Source organism: Pseudolabrys sp. Root1462 (assembly GCF_001426945.1).
Lineage (GTDB): Bacteria > Pseudomonadota > Alphaproteobacteria > Rhizobiales > Xanthobacteraceae > Pseudolabrys.
In genome coordinates, this window is the sequence record NZ_LMFS01000001.1 from 1,999,015 (window position 1) to 2,018,208 (window position 19,194).

The 19,194-nt window shown below is 65.3% G+C and carries 22 protein-coding genes; 9 read left to right on the forward strand and 13 right to left on the reverse strand.

Translation table 11 applies throughout. From position 1 onward, the window contains the following. Positions 1 to 102: 102 nt before the first annotated feature. The 4 genes from ASD45_RS09815 to ASD45_RS09830 all read left to right on the forward strand — a co-directional run bounded on the left by ASD45_RS09815 (position 103) and on the right by ASD45_RS09830 (position 2,797). Positions 103 to 459: a hypothetical protein gene (locus ASD45_RS09815; protein ID WP_056911325.1), complete on the forward strand. Its 357-nt coding sequence runs from the start codon at positions 103 to 105 to the stop codon at positions 457 to 459. 250 nt (positions 460 to 709) lie between these two features. Continuing rightward, complete coding sequence (locus tag ASD45_RS09820; protein WP_156380788.1) at positions 710 to 928, forward strand: hypothetical protein; 219 nt, start codon at positions 710 to 712, stop codon at positions 926 to 928. Positions 929 to 1,076: 148 nt separating this feature from the next. Further along, positions 1,077 to 1,463, forward strand: a complete 387-nt coding sequence (locus ASD45_RS09825) for a CHRD domain-containing protein (protein ID WP_244485452.1) — start codon at positions 1,077 to 1,079, stop codon at positions 1,461 to 1,463. A 173-nt stretch (positions 1,464 to 1,636) separates the two neighbouring features. Further along, complete coding sequence (locus tag ASD45_RS09830) at positions 1,637 to 2,797, forward strand: hypothetical protein (RefSeq protein WP_156380789.1); 1,161 nt, start codon at positions 1,637 to 1,639, stop codon at positions 2,795 to 2,797. Here the strand turns inward: ASD45_RS09830 and ASD45_RS09835 are convergent. Beyond that, positions 2,794 to 3,807: an AraC family transcriptional regulator gene (locus ASD45_RS09835; protein WP_082540750.1), complete on the reverse strand. Its 1,014-nt coding sequence runs from the start codon at positions 3,805 to 3,807 to the stop codon at positions 2,794 to 2,796. The genes ASD45_RS09830 and ASD45_RS09835 overlap by 4 nt on opposite strands. 155 nt (positions 3,808 to 3,962) lie before the next feature. Between ASD45_RS09835 and ASD45_RS09840 the strand changes: the two genes are divergently transcribed. From ASD45_RS09840 to ASD45_RS09850, 3 genes are read left to right on the forward strand one after another with little or no spacing between them, the layout of a single operon-like run. Beyond that, positions 3,963 to 4,808 carry a methyltransferase domain-containing protein gene (locus ASD45_RS09840; protein WP_056912685.1) on the forward strand — a complete coding sequence of 282 codons (846 nt, stop codon included), beginning with the start codon at positions 3,963 to 3,965 and terminating at the stop codon, positions 4,806 to 4,808. Between the two features lie 29 nt (positions 4,809 to 4,837). Beyond that, the gene (locus ASD45_RS09845; protein WP_056911329.1) at positions 4,838 to 5,116 is read left to right on the forward strand and encodes a DUF1127 domain-containing protein; all 279 of its coding nucleotides are present in this window, start codon (positions 4,838 to 4,840) and stop codon (positions 5,114 to 5,116) included. Continuing rightward, positions 5,113 to 5,631, forward strand: a complete 519-nt coding sequence (locus ASD45_RS09850) for a DUF3455 domain-containing protein (RefSeq protein WP_056911330.1) — start codon at positions 5,113 to 5,115, stop codon at positions 5,629 to 5,631. Before ASD45_RS09845 ends, ASD45_RS09850 begins: the two co-directional genes overlap by 4 nt. A gap of 3 nt (positions 5,632 to 5,634) precedes the next feature. On the opposite strand, the gene ASD45_RS09855 is transcribed toward ASD45_RS09850, so the two are convergent. From ASD45_RS09855 to gyrA, 10 genes are all read right to left on the reverse strand, one after another. Further along, entirely contained in the window at positions 5,635 to 6,300 is a 666-nt protein-coding gene (locus ASD45_RS09855) for a ceramidase domain-containing protein (protein WP_056911331.1), read from the reverse strand. Between the two features lie 24 nt (positions 6,301 to 6,324). Beyond that, complete coding sequence (locus ASD45_RS09860; protein ID WP_056911332.1) at positions 6,325 to 7,314, reverse strand: tripartite tricarboxylate transporter substrate-binding protein; 990 nt, start codon at positions 7,312 to 7,314, stop codon at positions 6,325 to 6,327. Between the two features lie 52 nt (positions 7,315 to 7,366). Further along, a complete protein-coding gene (locus tag ASD45_RS09865; RefSeq protein WP_056911333.1) occupies positions 7,367 to 8,221 on the reverse strand; it encodes an amidohydrolase family protein in 855 nt (284 codons plus the stop codon). 77 nt (positions 8,222 to 8,298) lie between these two features. Next, positions 8,299 to 9,435 carry a tRNA guanosine(34) transglycosylase Tgt gene (gene tgt, locus ASD45_RS09870; RefSeq protein WP_056911334.1) on the reverse strand — a complete coding sequence of 379 codons (1,137 nt, stop codon included), beginning with the start codon at positions 9,433 to 9,435 and terminating at the stop codon, positions 8,299 to 8,301. Positions 9,436 to 9,445: 10 nt separating this feature from the next. Next, a complete protein-coding gene (gene queA / locus ASD45_RS09875) occupies positions 9,446 to 10,537 on the reverse strand; it encodes a tRNA preQ1(34) S-adenosylmethionine ribosyltransferase-isomerase QueA (protein ID WP_056911335.1) in 1,092 nt (363 codons plus the stop codon). Between the two features lie 130 nt (positions 10,538 to 10,667). Next, positions 10,668 to 11,123, reverse strand: a complete 456-nt coding sequence (locus tag ASD45_RS09880) for a peptidylprolyl isomerase (protein WP_056911336.1) — start codon at positions 11,121 to 11,123, stop codon at positions 10,668 to 10,670. Between the two features lie 58 nt (positions 11,124 to 11,181). After that, complete coding sequence (locus ASD45_RS09885) at positions 11,182 to 11,841, reverse strand: peptidylprolyl isomerase (protein ID WP_082540751.1); 660 nt, start codon at positions 11,839 to 11,841, stop codon at positions 11,182 to 11,184. Positions 11,842 to 11,873: 32 nt separating this feature from the next. Then, positions 11,874 to 12,380, reverse strand: coding sequence for a pantetheine-phosphate adenylyltransferase (coaD, locus tag ASD45_RS09890; protein ID WP_056911337.1), 507 nt, complete (start codon positions 12,378 to 12,380; stop codon positions 11,874 to 11,876). 74 nt (positions 12,381 to 12,454) lie between these two features. After that, positions 12,455 to 13,069: a LysE family translocator gene (locus ASD45_RS09895; RefSeq protein WP_056911338.1), complete on the reverse strand. Its 615-nt coding sequence runs from the start codon at positions 13,067 to 13,069 to the stop codon at positions 12,455 to 12,457. An 81-nt stretch (positions 13,070 to 13,150) separates the two neighbouring features. Continuing rightward, complete coding sequence (gene gyrA, locus ASD45_RS09900) at positions 13,151 to 15,898, reverse strand: DNA gyrase subunit A (protein ID WP_056911339.1); 2,748 nt, start codon at positions 15,896 to 15,898, stop codon at positions 13,151 to 13,153. A 218-nt stretch (positions 15,899 to 16,116) separates the two neighbouring features. On the opposite strand from gyrA, the gene ASD45_RS09905 reads away from it, so the two are divergent. Together ASD45_RS09905 and ASD45_RS09910 are read left to right on the forward strand one after the other, a co-directional pair. Further along, positions 16,117 to 16,767, forward strand: a complete 651-nt coding sequence (locus tag ASD45_RS09905) for a MarC family protein (protein ID WP_244485270.1) — start codon at positions 16,117 to 16,119, stop codon at positions 16,765 to 16,767. A 45-nt stretch (positions 16,768 to 16,812) separates the two neighbouring features. Then, the gene (locus ASD45_RS09910) at positions 16,813 to 17,259 is read left to right on the forward strand and encodes a hypothetical protein (RefSeq protein WP_056912687.1); all 447 of its coding nucleotides are present in this window, start codon (positions 16,813 to 16,815) and stop codon (positions 17,257 to 17,259) included. 15 nt (positions 17,260 to 17,274) lie between these two features. On the opposite strand, the gene ASD45_RS09915 is transcribed toward ASD45_RS09910, so the two are convergent. Continuing rightward, positions 17,275 to 18,441, reverse strand: a complete 1,167-nt coding sequence (locus ASD45_RS09915) for a homoserine O-acetyltransferase (RefSeq protein WP_056911341.1) — start codon at positions 18,439 to 18,441, stop codon at positions 17,275 to 17,277. A 149-nt stretch (positions 18,442 to 18,590) separates the two neighbouring features. Beyond that, a complete protein-coding gene (locus ASD45_RS09920) occupies positions 18,591 to 19,094 on the reverse strand; it encodes a single-stranded DNA-binding protein (RefSeq protein ID WP_056911342.1) in 504 nt (167 codons plus the stop codon). Between the last annotated feature and the right edge of the window lie 100 nt (positions 19,095 to 19,194).

Below are 19,194 nucleotides of genomic sequence, written 5' to 3' on the forward strand. Positions count from 1 at the left end.
CAGCGCACATCGACCGCGATCCGAATTTCGCGGCCGGCACGGCGTTTCCTTCTTGTTAACCAAATCAGGGCACATGGGACTCTTCGGGTTGGAGGATTCTGCATGCGCCTCAACGAAGAGAGCTGTCCCGTACCGGAGAGTTTGCTCGGTCAGTTGTACCGCGTCACGCCGCAGGGTCTGCCCGCGCTGATCGATGCGGTGCCGGCGAACACGCGCGCCATGCTCGCGGTGTACTGCTATCGCCGGGCGCATCTGGCCTCGCTCGGCATCGCCATCGCAGCGAGCTGCGAGGAAGACGATCTGGCTGAACACGGCGGCAATCTCGGTTCGGACCTGTACGAGAAATCGCGCAAGACGCCGCGGATCGCGGAAAGTCTGCCCTCGCAACGCAAGAGGATCAGCCTGTCCACCGGACCGATCCGTCAATTGCCGCCGCTCGAAGACGACCTCGACAACTGAGCGCTGCCGATAACTGAGACGCCTGTGACGGTGCCGTGACATAACACGCGGCGTCGCGCGGGCGCGTTTTGTCGTGCGTGTGCCTGCGCTTGCGCGATATTGCAGCGCACCTTGGAATGCGAACCATTCCAGGTCGTCACAAAACCTTGCGCTGGCGGCCACCACAGTTCCACCAATCTGTCTCGCCACCGCCATGGTTGGCCGTCAGCTTTGCGCTCACGGACGACTCAAGGTGACACAGGAGGCCACCATGCAGCTCCACTGCTATCCGGCCACATTCGCAATGATCCGCATTTTCGGCACCGCTTTGCGCTGCACCGACTGCGGCAACCAGCTTATCGCGCCGGTGGCCTCCGAGTTCGTCGATGGCGGCGAGATCCGCCATTTCTGGGAATGCGACTCCTGCGGCACGACTTCGTGCACGTCGATCGACATCGACACTCTGGCGCAGGACGAACAGGCGGCCTAGCCTGCGCGTGGGAATAACGCTGCCCTCGCGGTGTTTGGTTTGGGGGCGGCTTGAATTTCCGCTGCTCTTCGACACGAACCAGGAGGCTGTCATGACTCACCGAATTGTGCGCCCGGCGCTGGCCGGCGCGGCCTTGATCGCGGGCCTCATGCTGAGCGCCCCCACTTGGGCGGCGACGGTCAACCTCAAGGCCGACTTGTCCGGCGCCAGCGAGGTGCCGCCGAACGACAGCGCCGGCAAGGGTGCTGTCACCGCGACTTATGACACCGACAGCAAGACGCTGAGCTGGAAGGGCAGCTATAGCGGCCTCTCCGGCCCCGCCGTCGCCGCGCACTTCCACATCGGCGATCCCGGCAAGAACGGCGGCGTCGCGGTGCCGATCTTCACCAGCGCCGACAAGGCCGGCAGCCCGTTCGAAGGCCAGGCCACCTTGACCGATGCGCAGGCGGCCGATCTCCTCGCCGGCAAGATGTACGTCAACGTGCACACCGCCGTGCACAAGGCGGGCGAAATTCGCGGCCAGGTCGCCAAGTAGCCACCTCACCGTCACGGCCGCATCCCCGCAGCCGTAAGGCCAGAGGCCCGCCCGAACGGCGGGCCTTTGTTTTGGTCGCCGTGGCGGTCATTAACCGGTCGTTAATCACATCCGGGCGACGGTTAATCCGTCGTTAAGAGATGAGTCGCCCCGCCGAGGGTGACCTGAGGCGCATGCACCCGGGATCATCCCCAAACACCAGCACGGAGCCACCCGGCATCGAAGAATTGTCGGAGCGGCTGGCCGCGCTTGCAACGCGCATCGACACGCTCAACGGCGGCCGCCGGCCGGTCCGAACGCCCGGAGCCCGAGCGCCGGCAAAGCCCACGACCCTGATCAAGGCGCTGGTGACCTCGAGGTGCGAACAGCCCGCGGCGGTCGCGCCTCAAGCGGCGGCCGATCGCGACCCCGACGGCCGGCAGTGGCCGCGTGTGCCGGTGCCCGGCGATCCGCGTCTCCCCGAACTTCAGGCCAAACTCATCGAGCAGGAAACGCTGCTGCGCGAGCGCGATCGCCGCATCGCCGAGCTCACGAACCAGCGGGACCAGCAGGCGCAGGAGCTGCAGCGCGCCCGTCATCAGATTGAGAGCAGCGCAGTCACCCTCGGCTCGCTGCATGAACTGGCCCAGGAGCGCGACGGTGAAGTTGCCGAGTTGACGCGCCGGCTGCTTGAATCCGAGAGCGACAAAGTCGCGCTGGAATCGAAGCTCGCTACCGCGCTACGCGATGCCAACCATTCGATGGTGCGCCTGGTCACCAGTCAGGGCGCACTGAATGACCAAAGCACAGAGCTTGCAGAATCCAGCGCGCTGATCGAGGAGCTGCGCACCCAGCTCAGCGCCGCGCTGACCGCCAATGCCGTTCAGACGGCGCAGGCGGAGAGCCGCCTGCAGCGCCGCTTCGATGCCGAGCTCAAGTCCCATATCGACAGCAGCGAGCGGCGCCTCGGCGAACTGCACGCGCTGATCAAGGAGCGCGACCAGCGCGTCGCCGACCTCGAAGCCGACAAGGCGGCGATGGTCGAGACGAACGAAACGCTGGCCGCCGCGCTGAAGGTGACGCAGGCCGAACTCGATGCCGCCCGGGAAACGATCGCGGCCAAGGACAGCCACATCGGCTTCCTCGACACCGTGATCAAAGTGGCGCGCGATAATTCGGAAGCGACCGTCCGCGAACTGGTCGCCGAATTCGACCGCGAGCGGGCCGAATACGCCGCCAAGGCGCAGGCCGCCAGCGCCCTGCAGCAGGACATCGTGCGCCTGTTGCCGCGGCTGCTCGAGCGCCATGCCGCCTCGGACGAACTGCCCGCCTTCGAAGCCGCGCCGGCCGCTTAGATCAGGGCTGGGGCGCTGTCGCGCCAGCGGCCGGGCGTCTCCCCCGTGACGCGCTTGAAGGCGCGGTTGAACGCCGCTTCCGATTCGTAGCCGACGCCGGCGGCAATCTCGGCCAGGCTTTCGCGACTTGAACGCAGGCGCTCGGCGGCGATCTGCATCCGCCAGTGGGTGACGTATTCGATCGGGCTCTGTCCGAGCACGGCATTGAAGCGCTCGGCGACCACGGTGCGCGACGAGCCGGCTTCGCGGGCGATGTCGTCAACCGTCCAGCGTCTCGCCGGCTCGCCATGCACGACCTGCAGTGCGCGGCTCAACAGCGGATCGTTGACCGCCGCGAACCAGCCTTTTGCGTTCGGCGGCAATTGCAACGTGTAGCGGCGCAGCACCTCGATGAACAGGATTTCCATGAGACGGCCGAGTACGATCTCGGTGCCCGGCGCCGCCTCCTCGGTCAGCGTGATGATTTGCTGCACCGTCGAGGCCAGCAGCGCGCTGACCTTGTCGTCGCCGGTTCGATCGATCAGCAGCGGCGGCAAGGTGCGAAACACCGGCGCAATCAGGAACTCGGACGACTCGATGAAGCCGCACACCATGCGCAAGGCTTCGCCATCGCCGCCGTAATTGATCTGCGACAGGCCCGGCACGTTGCTGGCGCGGATCAGCGTATCGGCCTTGACCATCTCGACGTCATCGCCATTCCAGAACCGATGCTCGTCGGCAAACGGCACGAGAAGAATATCGCCGGCCGATATTCGCGTCGGCTCGACGCCGTCCACCTTAACTACGCATGAGCCCGATGCGATGAGATGAAAGATGCTCACATGGCGGAAATGCGCGAGCGGTGAGCCGGGATCGAAACGCCGCGGCGTCACAACTCCAAACGGTGTTTTAAAACACGCATTCAAAAAAACAGATCCGTGCAGCCGGATCGCGCGCAGCGCATCGGCCAGAATATCCGAACCGGCGACGCGGTCCGGCGTCGCTGCAAATGAACGCGTTGTCCCAGTCATTGAGCGGCTCGGCCCTTGCCCGTATTCAGCGCCCAGAAAGCAGGGTCTGCCGGGCGGGCGACACACTAGCCCATAGCGGCAATTTCCAGCAATCCGGCCTGTTTGCCCACTGACCGGGCCACGGCCGCGCACGTCAACAAACAATGGAGCACATCATGAGCCAAGCCGCTATTTCAATGAAGAATCCGAACGCCGACGTGATCGACCTCGGCGCCCTGAAGATGCGTCAGCAGGCCGCATGGTCGGCGGGCAATTACGCCGTCGTCGGCACGACGCTGCAGATCGTCGGGGAGACGCTCTGCGAAGCTCTCGACATCCGCGCCGGCCAGAAGGTCCTCGACGTCGCCGCCGGCAACGGCAACGCGACGCTCGCGGCCGCCCGCCGCGGCGCCGCGGTTGTCTCGACCGACTACGTGCCATCGCTGCTCGAGCACGGTCGCAAGCGCGCCGAAGCCGACGGCTACGCCATCGACTTCCGCACCGCCGATGCGGAAGCGCTGCCCTTCGACGACCGCGGCTTCGATGCCGCGCTGTCCACCTTCGGCATCATGTTCACCGCCGACCATGATCGCGCCGCGGCCGAACTGATCCGCGTCGTGCGCTCCGGTGGCAAGATCGGCATGGCCAACTGGACGCCCGAAGGCTTCATCGGTCAGATGTTCAAGACCATCGGCGGTTACGTCGCGCCGCCGGCAGGCGCCAAGTCACCGGCGCTGTGGGGCAGCGAGACCCGCATTCGCGAGATGTTCGGCGCGCAGGCGTCATCGATCAAGACGGCCGTGCGGCAGTTCAACTTCCGCTACAAGTCGCCGCAAACCTTCATCGACGTCTTCCGCACCTTCTACGGCCCCATGCTGAAGACCTTCGCCACGCTCGATGCCCCCCAGCAAACCGCGTTCAACGCCGACCTGATCAAGCTGATCGAGCGTTTCAACGTGTCCGGCGACAGCACGATGGTGGTGCCGAGCGATTACCTCGAAGTCGTCATCACCCGGCGCTGATCGAACGATGACCGAACGAGACGACTGAGATGATGAACGCACTCACCATCGCGATCGAGCCTGGCCGCCGCTTCGGCTGGCTCGACGCAGTTGCCGGCGGCCTGCGCGCCGCCGGCCGCACCCTCTGGCAACTGCTCGTCAAGATCGTCGAGCACCGCCGCAGAAAACGCATGATGGCGGCGCTCGCCGCCCTCGACAATCACGTGCTCAAGGACATCGGCATCGGCCGCAGCGAGATCCCCTATCTCGTCATCACGGGCCGCAACATGGCCGACGAAACCAAGAGACAGCAAAGGACCATGTCATGAGGCTGCTTCGGATACTTTGTCTAACGGTTGCGCCGTTCTGCCTGTCCCTGACGGCGCAGGCGACAGATCTCCCGGAGGCCATCGCGGCGACGGGCGAAAGCCACGTCGTCACCGTTCATGCCGAAGGGGCGCAGATCTACGAATGCAAGCCTGACGCAGCCGGCAAGCTGGCCTGGAGCTTCCGCGAGCCGATCGCCAGCCTGCTGGTCGATGGCAAGACGGTCGGCCGCCACTATGCCGGCCCGAACTGGGAATGGCAGGACGGCAGCGCAATTTCCGCCAAGGTCGCCGGCCGCGCGCCCGGGGCAACGGCGGCCGATATCCCGCTGCTCAAGCTCACCGTCACGGCGCACCGCGGCACCGGCATGCTCGAGGGCGTCACCACGGTGCAGCGGCTTGCCACGCGCGGCGGCGTTGCCGAGGGCGTCTGCCCCGGCGCGGGCGCTTTGCTCAGCGTGCCCTACGCCGCCGACTACGCCTTCCACCGCAAAGCGCGCGCCGCACTCAAGGAGTGAGACTTATGCCGGCCGTGATGACGAAGCGGCCGGCAACTCCCCCGGCATTGCGGCGCGGAGCGCGAGGTACAGCACCAGTCCGTTCAGCATATGCCAGAGGAAATGCGTGCCGACCGGCAGCGTCGGACAGACGGCCTGATCGATGCTTCGGAAGACGATCGACAACGCCAGCACTGCCGCCGCCGTGAGGAGAAGGCGGCCCGACCGGCGATCGTTGCTGAGCCAGCCGACCACCACCAGCGCCGCCAAGGGCGGCAGGTAGGCATGCGAGCCGTTGAGGGTGCCGGGTGGCACCACGCGCGCTTCAAGCACGCTCAGAACCACAAACCCCGCCAGCGCCGCCGCAGCGATGAGGCCCGATAAACGCAGAAAGCGGCGCAGCGCCAGCAGCAGATAGCCGTAAATGAAGACGGCGATCGGCACGGTATCGAACAGCGCGGCGCCCCGCGTCGCCACGGTATGGAAGATGAAGGAACCGATGCCGATCGCCGCAGTGACGCCGATCAGCGCCAGCACCGGCCAGTCCTTGCCGCCCGCGCGCCGCCATTGAATGAAAGCAACAACGGCGGCGATCAGGAACGAGAGGTTGGTCAGAGCATTGAGCGGCTCGGCCCAGAATGACGGGTCGAGCCGCTCGCAGTAGAGATCGACGGGTTGAGACCAGTTCATCGGCTGTCTCCCCGTCGCCTGTCGTTATTTACGCTGGATGCCGGCCTTGTCGACGACGGAATTCAGGTTGGCGATATCGTCGGTGAGCCGCTGCGTCAGTTCTTCCGGCGTCGAGGCATAGCCTTCGATGCCGAGCTTGGCGAACTGCTCCTGCACGTCCTTCATCGCCACCGCCTCATGGATCGCCTTGTTGAGCTTGTCGACGATCTCCTTCGGCGTGCCCTTCGGCGCGAAGATGGCGTTCCAGGAATAGACCTTGAAGCCCTTGAGGCCCTGCTCGTCACCGGTCGGCACATCCGGGTATACCTGAGAGCGCTTTACGGCGGCGGTGGCCAGCAAACGCAGATCACCGGAAGCCACCTGGCCCATCACCGACGGCGGGAAGTCGAGCATCATCTGCACGTCGTTGCGCAACAGGCCGACGACAATATCCGGCGAGTTCTTGTACGGCACGATGGCGACATTGATGTCGGCAACCGACTTAAAGAACTCGGCGCCGAGGTTCTGGGTCGAGCCGGCGGCAATGGTGCCGACATTGAGCTTGCCCGGATTGGCCTTCGCCGCCTTGATGAAATCGCCGAGCGACTTGAATTCGGACTTCGACGACACCGCGAGGATGGCGTCGAACTGGCCCATGGTCGAGACCATCTGGAAGTCCTTGAGCGGATCGAACGGCAGCTTGTTGAAGGTCGCGACCGCGGCCGCCGTGCCGTTGCTCAGCAGGCCGAGCGTATAGCCGTCCGGCGCCGCCGTGATGACCGCACGCGCGGCGGTGATGCCGGCCGGTCCCGGCATGTTTTCGATGTTGAAGCGCTGGCCGAGGATGGTGGAGAGCTTCTCGGCCACAATGCGCGCCGTCACGTCGCCGACACCGCCGGCGCCGAACGGCAGTACGATGCGCACCGGCTTTTCCGGCCAGGCGGCCTGCGCCTGCGGGGCAACGGCAAAAGCGATCGCCATCGGCACGGCCAACAACAGGCCGCGTCGCGTGCGCTTGAAAAACTCATTCGTCATTACAGAATTCCTTCCACTCTCAGGTTTCAGTCGTTGGCCTAAAGCTGGCCGCTTAGAACTCGTACAGCCGCGCCGGGTTGTCGATCAGAACGCGGCGTTGCAAATCGGCCTCGGGCGCAAACTGCGGCACCAGATCGACCAGCTCAGCCTCATCGGCTTCGTGGCTGGCATTGGGATGCGGGAAGTCGGTGCCCCACATCACCTTGTCCGGAATGGTCTCGAGGATGCGGCGCGCGACCGGCACCGCCTTGTCGTAGGGCGGGAAGTCGATGCGCTCGGCGCCGCAGACCTTGATCCAGCAATTGTCGAGCTTGGCGAGCTCCATCAGCGCCTTGAACGGCGGCTGGTCCAGGCCGTCCTTGGCCGACACCCGGCCCATGTGGTCGACGACGAAGGTCAGCGGCAGCTTCTTGATCGTTTCCATGTTCGGGATGATGTCCGGTCCGCCGAGATGCAGGACGACGTGCCAGCCCCTGCCCTTGATGCGGTCGATCACCTTGTAGAACACGTCCATGTCAGGCGTGCCGCCGAGATGCTTGATGAAATTGAAGCGCACGCCGCGGACGCCGGCCGCGTGCATCTTGTCGTAATCGGCATCGGTGAAGGTGTCGTCGACAATGGCAACGCCGCGATAGCGCTTCGGGTCCCAGGCCAGGCAGTCCATCATGGCGCGGTTGTCGGTGCCGTGGCAGCTCGCCTGCACGATCACGGCACGCGAGATGCCGAGATGGTCGTGCAGCGCCCGCAGCATTTCCTTCGGCGCATCTTCCGGCGTGTAGCGGCGGTTCGGGGCATACGGAAACACCGCCCCGGGCCCGAACACATGACAATGCGCGTCGGTGGCGCCCGCCGGCAGCTTGAATTGGGGCTTGAGCCGTTTGGCGAGAAAGGCGGGATCGATGGTCATACCGGCTGCGGCCTCCGAGGGTGTCGGCCGGGGGCATAGCGAAGGCCAAGGCCCGACACAATACGAGGCGGCGCAAATCAGATCGGCGGCAAATCGCCCCGTTTCCAGCCCTCGATCGTCGCCATCCGAAACGCCTCGAACCGCCCCTGCTCGATCGCCGTCCGCATGCCGGCCGTCAGCGCCTGGTAGTAGGCGATGTTGATGGTCGAGAGCAGCACCTGGCCGAGCATCTCGTTGGCCTTGGTCAGGTGGTGCAGATAGGCGCGTGAATAGGTCCGCGCCGCCGGGTGCGGGCTCTCCTCGTCGAGCGGCCGCGGATCGTCGGCGTGCCGCGCGTTCGACAGGTTGATCTGGCCGAACCGGGTGAAGGCCATGCCGTGGCGGCCGTTGCGGGTGGGCATCACGCAGTCGAACATGTCGATGCCGCGCGCGACCGCCTCGAGGATATCGTGCGGCGTGCCGACGCCCATCAGGTAGCGTGGGCGATCGACCGGCAGCACCGGCGTCGTCTCCTCGACCACCTTGAGCATCACGTCCTGCGGCTCGCCGACAGCGAGGCCGCCGACCGCATAGCCGTGGAAGCCGATCTCGGTCAGCGCCCGGGCGCTGTCCTGCCGCAGCGGAATGTCGTCGCCGCCCTGCACGATGCCGAACAGCGCGTAGCCCTCCCGCGCCCGCGCCTCGAAGGCACGCTTGGAGCGCTCGGCCCAGCGCAGCGACAACCGCATGGCGCGCTCGATCTCCTCGCGTGAGGCCGGCAGCTTCAGGCACTCGTCGAGTTGCATGGTGACGTCGGTGCCGAGCAGCGCCTGGATCTCGATCGAGCGTTCCGGGGTCAGCTCGTGCTTGGTGCCGTCGATATGCGAGCGGAAGGTGACGCCCTGCTCGGTCAGCTTGCGCAAGGTGGCAAGCGACATGACCTGGAAGCCGCCCGAGTCCGTGAGGATCGGTTTGTCCCAGTTCATGAAGCGGTGCAGCCCGCCCAGCGCGGCGATGCGTTCGGCGCCGGGCCGCAGCATCAGGTGATAGGTGTTGCCGAGCAGGATCTGCGCGCCGGTGTCGGCGACGTCTTCCGGATGCAGGCCCTTGACCGTCGCCGCAGTGCCGACCGGCATGAAGACGGGCGTATCGATGCGGCCGTGCGGCGTGACGATCTCGCCGCGCCGGGCCATGCCGTCGGTGTTGCGGAGGGTGAAGGAGAAGGGTTCGGACATGCGCCGTCGTCTAGCGCCGCGGCTGCGGATAGAGCAAGCACGCATCGCCGTAGGAGTAGAACCGGTAGCCGGTGTCGATGGCGTGGCGGTAGGCCCGCTGCATGGTGTCGAGGCCGGAGAAGGCCGACACCAGCATGAACAGGGTCGAGCGCGGCAGGTGGAAATTGGTCATCATCAGGTCCACCGTCTTGAAGCGGTAGCCGGGCGTGATGAAGATCGCGGTGTCGCCGGCGAATTCCCGGATCCGGCCGTCGTCGCTGGCGGCGCTTTCGAGCAGCCGCAGCGCGGTCGAGCCGACGGCGACGACGCGCCCGCCTTTGGCGCGAGCGGCGTTCAGCGCCTCGGCGGTTGCCGCCGACACGACACCGAACTCGGCGTGCATCCTGTGCTCGGCCGTGTCGTCGGCCTTGACCGGCAGGAAGGTGCCGGCGCCAACGTGGAGCGTCACCTTGTGCAGGGCGACGCCGCGAGCTTCGAGCCGCTCCAGCAACGCCGGGGTGAAGTGGAGACCGGCCGTCGGCGCCGCGACCGAACCGTCCTCGTGGGCGAAGACGGTCTGGTAGTCGGTCTTGTCCTGATCGTCGGTCGGACGCTTGGAGGCGATATAGGGCGGCAGCGGCATCTCGCCCCGTTCCTCGATGGCCTGGTCAAGGACGGGTCCAGTGAAGGAAAAAGAGAGGGTTACGTCGCCACCCTCATCTTTATGTAAAACTTCAGCATCGAGCTGACCGAGGAAACAGACCCGCCCCTCGGTGCCGAAACGCAGGATATCGCCGACCTGAACCTTCTTGGCCCCCAGGATAAAGGCCCGCCAGGTCGAGCCGTCGATGCGCTTGTGCAGCGTCGCCTCGATCGCGGGTTCCGCCTCCCCGCGCCCGATGCGCCGTCCCTTGAGCCGCGCCGCGATGACCTTGGAGTCGTTGACCACCAGGCAATCGCCGGGCGCCAGCAGATCCGGCAGGTCGCCGATGGTTCGGTCTTCCAGCGTCTCGCCGCCCTCGCCCGGCCGCACCACCATCAGCCGCGCGCTTTCGCGCGGATGAGCGGGCCGCAGCGCAATGCGCTCGGACGGCAGGTCGAAGTCGAAGAGGTCGGTTTTCATGGTCCAGTAAAACGCCGTCGTTCCGGGGCGCGGGCCCTCGGCCCGCGAACCCGGAATCCAGAAACGCGTACGGTGGTTGTATCCGGATTCCGGGTCCGGCGCTGGGCGCCGTCCCGGAATGACGGGAGGCTTACGCCCCCATCGTCGCCTTGACGATCTTGTCCGGGTTGGAGACCGGCTCGCCGCGCTTGATCTTGTCGACGTTGTCCATGCCGTCGATCACCTTGCCCCACACCGTGTACTGGCCGTCGAGAAAGCCGGCGTCGTCGAAGCAGATGAAGAACTGGCTGTCGCCGGAATCCGGGTTCGAGGCGCGCGCCATCGACACCGTGCCGCGGACATGCGGCTCCTTGTTGAACTCGGCCTTCAGCTTCTGGCCAGAGCCGCCCATGCCGGTGCCTTGCGGGCAGCCGGTCTGCGCCATGAAGCCGTCGATCACGCGGTGAAAGACGATGCCGTCATAGAAGCCTTCCTTGACCAGTTGCTTGATGCGCGCGACGTGGCCGGGCGCGAGGTCGGGACGCATCTCGATCACGACGTTGCCCTTGGTGGTTTCCAGCGTCAGCGTGTCTTCCGGCTTTGCCATTGCAATCTCCTTTGAAATTCCTGTCTCTGAATCGTCCGGCGCGATGACGCCGACGGCGTCACTTTTCGATGGTCGCCTTGGTGACGTAGTCGAGCTTGGGGAAGCCCTGCGCCAGATAGGCATTGCCCTCGGCCTGCAAGCGGTTCTGGTCGGGGCCGCGGCCGTTCGGCGCGCCCTCGCCGTAGCCGGTGTAAAGCTTGTCGACGACATCCATGCCGGACACGATCTTGCCGAATGGCGCAAAGCCCATGCCGTCGAGATTGCTGTTGTCGGCGAAATTGATGAACACCTGCGTGGTGCGCGCGTTCGGACCGGAGGTGGCGAACGTGATCATGCCGCGCGTGTTGCTCTGGCTGACCTTGTCGTCCTGAATGCGCGCCACGCGCCACTTGGAATTCAGCGCCGGATCGCCGCTGATGCCGAACTGCACCATGAAGCCGGAAATGGCGCGGAAAAACCGCACATCGTCGAAGTAGCCGTTCTTGACGAGGTTATAGAACCGATCGGCGCCGTTCGGCGCCCAGGCCCGCGTCACCTGGATGACGAAGGCGCCCTTGCTGGTCTCGAACTTGGCCTTGTAGGTCGCCGGCGCCTGCTCGGCGAGTGCGGCCGGGTTGGCGAGTTTGGCGTTCTGCGCCAGGGCCGGGGTGACGGCGGGAGCGACAGTTGCCGCGAGCAAAGCGCACGCGAACGACAGGACAAATCGGCGAGAGGTCATATCGGCTCCTCGGTTGATGGCAGACGCCCTGCTCAGGCGCCTTTAGCGGCGAAACGCTTCTTCAGCCGCTCGGCCACGCTCTTCGGTACGAAGCTCGATACGTCACCGCCCATGGCCGCGATCTGCCGGACCAATGTGGCGGTGATCGGGCGCACCATCGGCGAGGCCGGCAGGAACACCGTCAGCAATTCCGGCGTCAACGCCGCGTTCATGCCGACCATCTGCATCTCATAATCGAAATCGGTGCCGTCGCGCAGGCCGCGGATCAGCAAGGTGGCGCCTGCTGTCTGCGCCGCCGTCACGACCAGGCCGTCGAAGGTGATGCAGATCAGTTCGCAGTTGGCCTCGCGGGCGATCGGAGCGCACGTCTCCTGCAGCATCACCAGCCGCTCCTCGGCCGGGAACAGCGGCGCCTTGCCGGGGTGAATACCGATGGCCAGCACGAGCTTGTCCGCCAGCCTGACGGCCTGGCGCACCACATCGATGTGGCCGTTGGTCACCGGGTCGAACGATCCGGCGTAGAGGGCGGTCCGTGACATGATCGGGGTCTAGCCCGGCCCAGGATTCCCGGCAAGGCGGTTCCCGGGCCGCCCCCGGCCCCCAGCGGGGCGGATCAGCCCGGCCGGCGCGCCAGCGACAGCCACACGCCGCCGCCCATCAAGACCGCGCCGGAAATGCGGCCGAGGATCTTGTTGTGGTGCGGCTTGAGGAACCAGGCGCGGCCCAGCCCGGCGGCGACCGCCCAGCACGAGTCGAGCACCGCCGCGATCAGCAGCGCCGTCACCGACATCACCGTGATCTGGAAACCGACCGGCAGCGTCTGATCGATGAACTGCGGCAGGAACGCGGTGAAGAAGGCGATGGTCTTCGGATTAGTCACCGCGACCAGGAAGCCACGCGTCGCGAACACATGGCCGCGCGGCTCGAGCTTCGGCACCGGGTCGCCGGCGTGGCGCCAGGCCTGGATGCCCAGATAAAACAGATAGGCCGCGCCGGCCCAGCGCATCACCTCGAACAACTCCGAGGACATCTTCAGCAGCCAGCCGAGGCCAAAGCCGATGCCGGCCAGCAGCACCGCCGTGCCGGCCATGGTGCCGAGCACGGTCGCCAGCGCCGGACGGATACCGCGCTGCGCGCCGGTCGCGATCACCAGCGTGACCACCGGGCCCGGAACGATAATGAGGATCGTGGTGATGACGAAAAAAGCGGAGAAAAGCTGCCAGTTCATGAGGACTTCTCACTGTCATCGTCCGCGAAACCGGACGCCACAGTAATCCCTGCCTGAACCGGAATGTCTAGCGGGGAGATGCTACTCCCCGCCCTCGTCCTCGCTCAGCCGCTCGACCGACACCACGCGCTCGTCCTCGGCCGTATCGAGCACGATGACGCCCTGCGTCGAACGTCCGGCGATGCGGATGCCGGAAACCGGCGTGCGGATCAGCTTGCCGGCATTGGTCACCAGCATGACCTGGTCGTCTTCCTCGATCGGGAACGATGCGACGAGACGGCCGATCTTCGGTTTGAGCTCGAAGCCGCCCTTGGTCTTCTGCCAGATGTCCATGGCGACGATGCCTTTACCGCCACGGCCGGTGATCCGGTATTCGTAAGACGACGTGCGCTTGCCGTAGCCGCGCTCCGACAACGTCAGCACGAACTGCTCGGCCGCCGACATCTGCACGTAGCGCTCTTCGCTGAGCTCGATCGCGGCGACATTCTCCTCCGCCTCCGTCTGCATCGCAGCGACAGCCTCATCGTCGTTTCCGCCGCGGCGCACGGCGCTCGCCTTCTTGAGATACGCCGCGCGCTCTTCCGACGAGGCTTCGCTGTGGCGCAGGATCGACATCGAGATCAGGCGATCGTCATCTTCCAGTGCGATGCCGCGCACGCCCATCGAGGTGCGGCCGGTGAAGACCCGCACTTCCGGCACCGCGAAGCGGATGCACTGGCCGCCGGACGATGTCAGCAGCACGTCGTCGGTCTCGCGGCAGATCTGAACGCCGAGAATACCTTCGCCATCGGGCAGTTTCATCGCAATGATGCCGGAACGGCGCACTTCGACGAAGTCGCTGAGCTTGTTGCGGCGGACCGTGCCCTTGGTGCTCGCGAACATCACATCGAGTTCGCCCCAGGTCTTTTCGTCCTCCGGCAACGGCATGATCGAGGTGATCGTCTCGCCGGCGTCGAGCGGCAGGATGTTGATCATCGCCTTGCCGCGCGCCTGCGGCGCCGCCAAAGGCAGACGCCAGACCTTTTCCTTGTAGACCTTGCCGGCCGAGGAGAAGAACAGCACCGGCGTATGCGTCGAGGCGACGAACAGCCGCGACACGAAATCCTCGTCGCGCACCTGCATGCCGCCGCGGCCCTTGCCGCCGCGCCGCTGCGCCCGATAGGTCGAGAGCGGCACGCGCTTGACGTAACCCAGATGCGACACGGTGACGACCATGTCTTCGCGCTGGATCAGGTCCTCGTCGTCCATGTCGCCGGCGGCGTCGGAAATTTCCGTGCGGCGCGGCGTCGCGAACTGTCCCTTCAGCGCCGCCAGATCGTCCTTGATGATGGTCTGAATGCGCGCGCGCGAGCGCAGAATGTCGAGATAGTCGGCGATCTCGGCGGCGAGCTTGTCGAGCTCTTCCTTGATTTCGTCGCGGCCGAGCGCGGTGAGCCGCTGCAGCCTCAGATCGAGGATGGCCTGGGCCTGCTCGGCCGATAGCCGCGTGTTGCCTTCCGGCGAAACCTTGTGCCGCGGATCGTCGATCAGCAGCACCATGTTGATCATGTCTTTTGCCGGCCAGTCGCGCGCCATCAAGGCGTCGCGCGCTTCCTTGGCATCCTTGGAAGCGCGGATCAGCTTGATCACTTCATCGATGTTCGCCACCGCGATGGCGAGGCCGACCAAAATGTGAGCGCGATCGCGCGCCTTGCCGAGCAGGAACTTGGTGCGCCGTGACACCACCTCTTCGCGGAACGCGACGAAGGCGGTCAGCATGTCCTTCAGCGTCATCAACAGGGGGCGGCCGCCATCGAGCGCCACCATGTTGACGCCGAACGACGTCTGCAGCGGCGTGAAGCGGTAGAGCTGGTTGAGGACGACCTCGCGCTCGGCGTCGCGCTTGAGTTCGATGACGACGCGGTAGCCGTCGCGATCCGACTCGTCACGCAGGTCGGAAATGCCTTCGATCTTCTTGTCGCGCACCAGTTCGGCAATGCGCTCGACCATGGTGGCCTTGTTCACCTGATAGGGAATTTCCGAAATGATGATCGCTTCGCGTTCCTTGCCGAACTGCTCGAAGGCGACCTTGCCACGCATCACCACCGAGCCGCGACCGGTCGTGAACGCCGAGTAGATGCCGGAGCGGCCGAGGATGATGCCACCGGTCGGGAAGTCCGGTCCGGGCACGATGTTGATCAGCTCATCGGTCGTGATCGCCGGATTGTCGATCATCGCCACGCAGGCGTCGATCACCTCGCCGAGATTGTGCGGCGGGATGTTGGTTGCCATGCCGACGGCGATGCCGCCGGCGCCGTTGACCAGCAGGTTCGGATAGCGCGCCGGCAGCACCACCGGCTCGTTCTCGTTGCCGTCGTAGTTCGCCTGGAAATCGACGGTGTTCTTATCGATGTCGTCGAGCAGCGCCATCGCCGGCTTGGCCAGACGGCACTCGGTGTAGCGCATCGCCGCCGCCGGATCGCCGTCAACCGAGCCGAAATTGCCCTGCCCGTCGATCAGTTGCAGGCGCATGGAGAAATCCTGCGCCATGCGCACCAGCGCGTCGTAGATCGCGCTGTCGCCGTGCGGGTGATATTTACCCATCACGTCGCCGACGACGCGCGCCGATTTCACGTATTTTTTGTCGGGCGTGTGGCCCTGTTCGTGCATCGAATAGAGGATGCGCCGGTGCACCGGCTTCAAGCCGTCACGCACATCGGGCAGCGCGCGCGACACGATCACGCTCATCGCGTAATCGAGATAGCTGCGCTTCATCTCTTCGGTGATCGAAATGGGACGGACGTCAGAGGGGTGGTCGCCCCCCGATTTCGGGGTATCGGTGTCGGACAAAAGAAGGCTTCCTGACAGCTGAAGAATCTATGGGACTGTCTAGCTGATTTGGGGGCGCAAAGCTAATTTTAAACCCCGGTCGGAAGCGGTTTATTTTCGTGTATTTTCAATAGGTTATAGGGGCGCTAAAGGGCCGCCCAAGCGCAACTGCGAAGCCCTCGATACAACCCGGTGAAAGCATGCTTTTCACCGCGCCCGGACCGCTCTAAGCGGCTACCATGGCGCCTATGGTCCTCGGTCCCTTCCCGTTCGAATTTCTCATCTCGGCGCTCGTTACCATCCTCGTGGTGGTCGATCCCGTGGGCCTCGTGCCCGCCTTCCTCGCCGTCAGCCACGGCCTGCCGGAGAAATCGCGCCGACACGTGGCGCTGCGCGCCTGCCTGATCGCGACCGCGATCCTGGCCGGCAGCGCGCTCATCGGCGACTGGCTGCTACGCGCGCTGTCGATCTCCCTGCCTGCCTTCCGCATCGCCGGCGGCCTGCTGCTGTTCTCGATCGCATCGGAAATGGTGTTCGGCCTGCGCGTCACCCGCCAGACGGAAGCCGCCGAACAGGCCATCGAGGAGCGTGTGCGCAACATCGCCGCCTTCCCGCTCGCCATTCCGCTGATGGCCGGCCCGGGCGCGATCACCGCTTCGGTGCTGCTGTCGGGCCGCAGCGGCGGCGATCCGATCAAGCTGGGCTTGCTGCTCGCCGTCATCGCCGCGATCATGCTGCTTTGCTTCGGCGTGTTCCTGATCGCGACGCGGCTCGGCAAGCTGTTGGGATCGACCGCGAGCATGGTGCTGTCACGTTTGCTCGGCGTCCTGCTCGCCGCGCTGGCCGTGCAATTCGTCATCGACGGGGTGCGTGTCGCCATCGCGGGCTGAGGCCCGCAGCGCCTCGCCATGGCGCAGCGCAAGGAGTTATTGGCGATGATCGCGTTGCAATTTGCGGCCTTGTTGTTGACGGCTATCGCGTTGGTGCCGGGCGGCGCGCATGCCGCTTCGCTGCTGACGAAAATGGCGATGACCCAGCCCGACTATTTCATCGCGCAGATGACGTACAATGGCTGGGCGTTGTTCGGCATCGCGCAGATCGCCGCGCTCGGCGTCAACGTCGCGCTGGCGATAGCGCTTCGCCATGAGACGCACCCGTTCCGGCTGTCGATCGCGACCGTCGCCTGCCTGGTCGCCGGCCTCGCGATCTTCTTCGCCTTCACCTATCCGGCCAACGTCGCGACGCAGAACTGGACGGTGGCGCCCGCCGACTGGCGGGCGCTGCGCTGGCAATGGGAAGTCTCGCACGCCGTCAATGCGGCGCTGACGCTAACCGGGTTCTGCACGTTAGCTCTGGCGACGTTGCTGACGCCGCGGGCGTGAGCCCCGGCGCCCCGGTTACTTATCCAGGAACGCCTTGATCTTCTCGGCCTGCTGGGCGACCGCGAACACACCGTTGAGATGGCCGTTCGGCCCCGGCAGTGGCGCGGTGTCGACGGACGTCCCGCCGGCGGCGATCGCCCTCGCGGCGTCCTCGACCAGCGGCCGGTAGAACACCAGATCGGTCGGCGAATAGAGCACGAGCGTCGGCGCCTTGATCTTGGCGGGATCGGCGCTTGCCAGCTGATTGGCCTTGACGAGATAGATCAACGAATTGGCGTCGGAGAGCTGAGCCCGAGCGGCGGCCGCTGCATCGATCGCGGCTTCGATCTTGAACTCGTTGCCCATCGCCGCCGCCGGATCCTTACCCGCCTCGGCCGGCGCATCGCCGAAGGTCTTGATCGCCCAGTCCGTGTGATTGGCCTGCAGCGTCACCATCTTCAGCGCCAGCTTCAGTCCTTCCACAGGCGGCTTGCCGCCATAGTAGTTGCCGCCGTTCCAGTTCGGATCGAGCTTGATCGGCGCCGCCCAGACATTGAGCCACTCGATGAGGAAGGCGTCGGCGCGCGGCGTACCGATCACCGGCACGATGCGATCGACGGCTTGCGGAAAACTCGCCGCCCATTCATAAGTCTGCAGCGCGCCCATCGACGCGCCCACCACTGCATGCAGCTTCTTGATGCCGAGCGAGTCAGTGAGCGCCTTCTGCACCCGGACGAAGTCCTTGATGCTGACGACCGGAAAACTCATGCCATAAGGCTTGCCGGTATCCGGATTGATGCTGGCCGGCCCGGTGGTGACGACGTTGGGCGCGTTGACGTTGAGGTTCACCAGCGTGTCGGACGACAGCACGTAGTATTTGTTGGTGTCGATCGTCTTGCCCGGTCCGATCAGATAGTCCCAGTACCCCGCCGCCTTGTCGTCGGCCTTGTATTTGCCGAAGGCGTGACTGGTGCCGGTGAAGAAATGCGTGATCAGGATGGCGTTGGACTTGTCGGCGTTGAGCGTGCCGGCCGCCTCCCAGCCGATCTTGACGTCTTTGATCGTCGCGCCGGCCACCGTCGTGTAGCTCGGCATCGCGAAGGTCTTCTTCTCGACGATCAGATCGTTCTGCGCCAGCGCTGCCGCCGGCGACATCAAAACCAGCGCACACGCCACTCGCACGAGACCAAGGCCACGCAACATCGGACGCCTCCCTTTATGTTTTGTGGCGCGAAGTCTAGCGAATCCTCATGACGTTTGCAGCGCCCAGGCATCAAGGACCGGGCGCCAAAGAAAAAGAGCGCGGACCAAGCCGCGCTCCTTATGAGATCGATCCGACAAGCCGCCCCGGATCAGAACGGGATCTCGTCGTCCATGTCGTTGCTGCGGCCGCCGCCGCCGGCCATCGCCGGCTGCCGGCGCTGACCGCTGCCACTGCTCGGCCCGCTCGAGCCGAAATCCTCGCCGCCGCCGAAATCACCACCGCCGCCGCTGGCGCCGCCGGAGCGGCCGTCGAGCATGGTGAGCACCGAGTTGAAGCCCTGCAGCACGACCTCGGTCGAGTAGCGGTCCTGGCCGTCCTTGTCCTGCCATTTGCGCGTCTGCAGCGCGCCTTCGATGTAAACCTTCGAGCCCTTCTTCACATACTGCTCGATGACCTTGCACAGGCCTTCGTTGAAAACGACGACGCGGTGCCACTCGGTCTTTTCCTTGCGCTCGCCGGTGTTCTTGTCGCGCCAGGTTTCCGACGTGGCGATGCGCAAATTGGCGACCGGACGGCCGTCCTGCGTGCGGCGAATTTCCGGATCGGCGCCGAGATTGCCGATCAAAATCACTTTGTTGACGCTACCCGCCATGATGCTCTCCGCAATCCCTGTCGCTTATTTACCGAGCGGCGAACCGAACGTCGCCCGCTCCAACCGCGCGCGACGGACACTCCCCGCCTCTTCCCAGGAA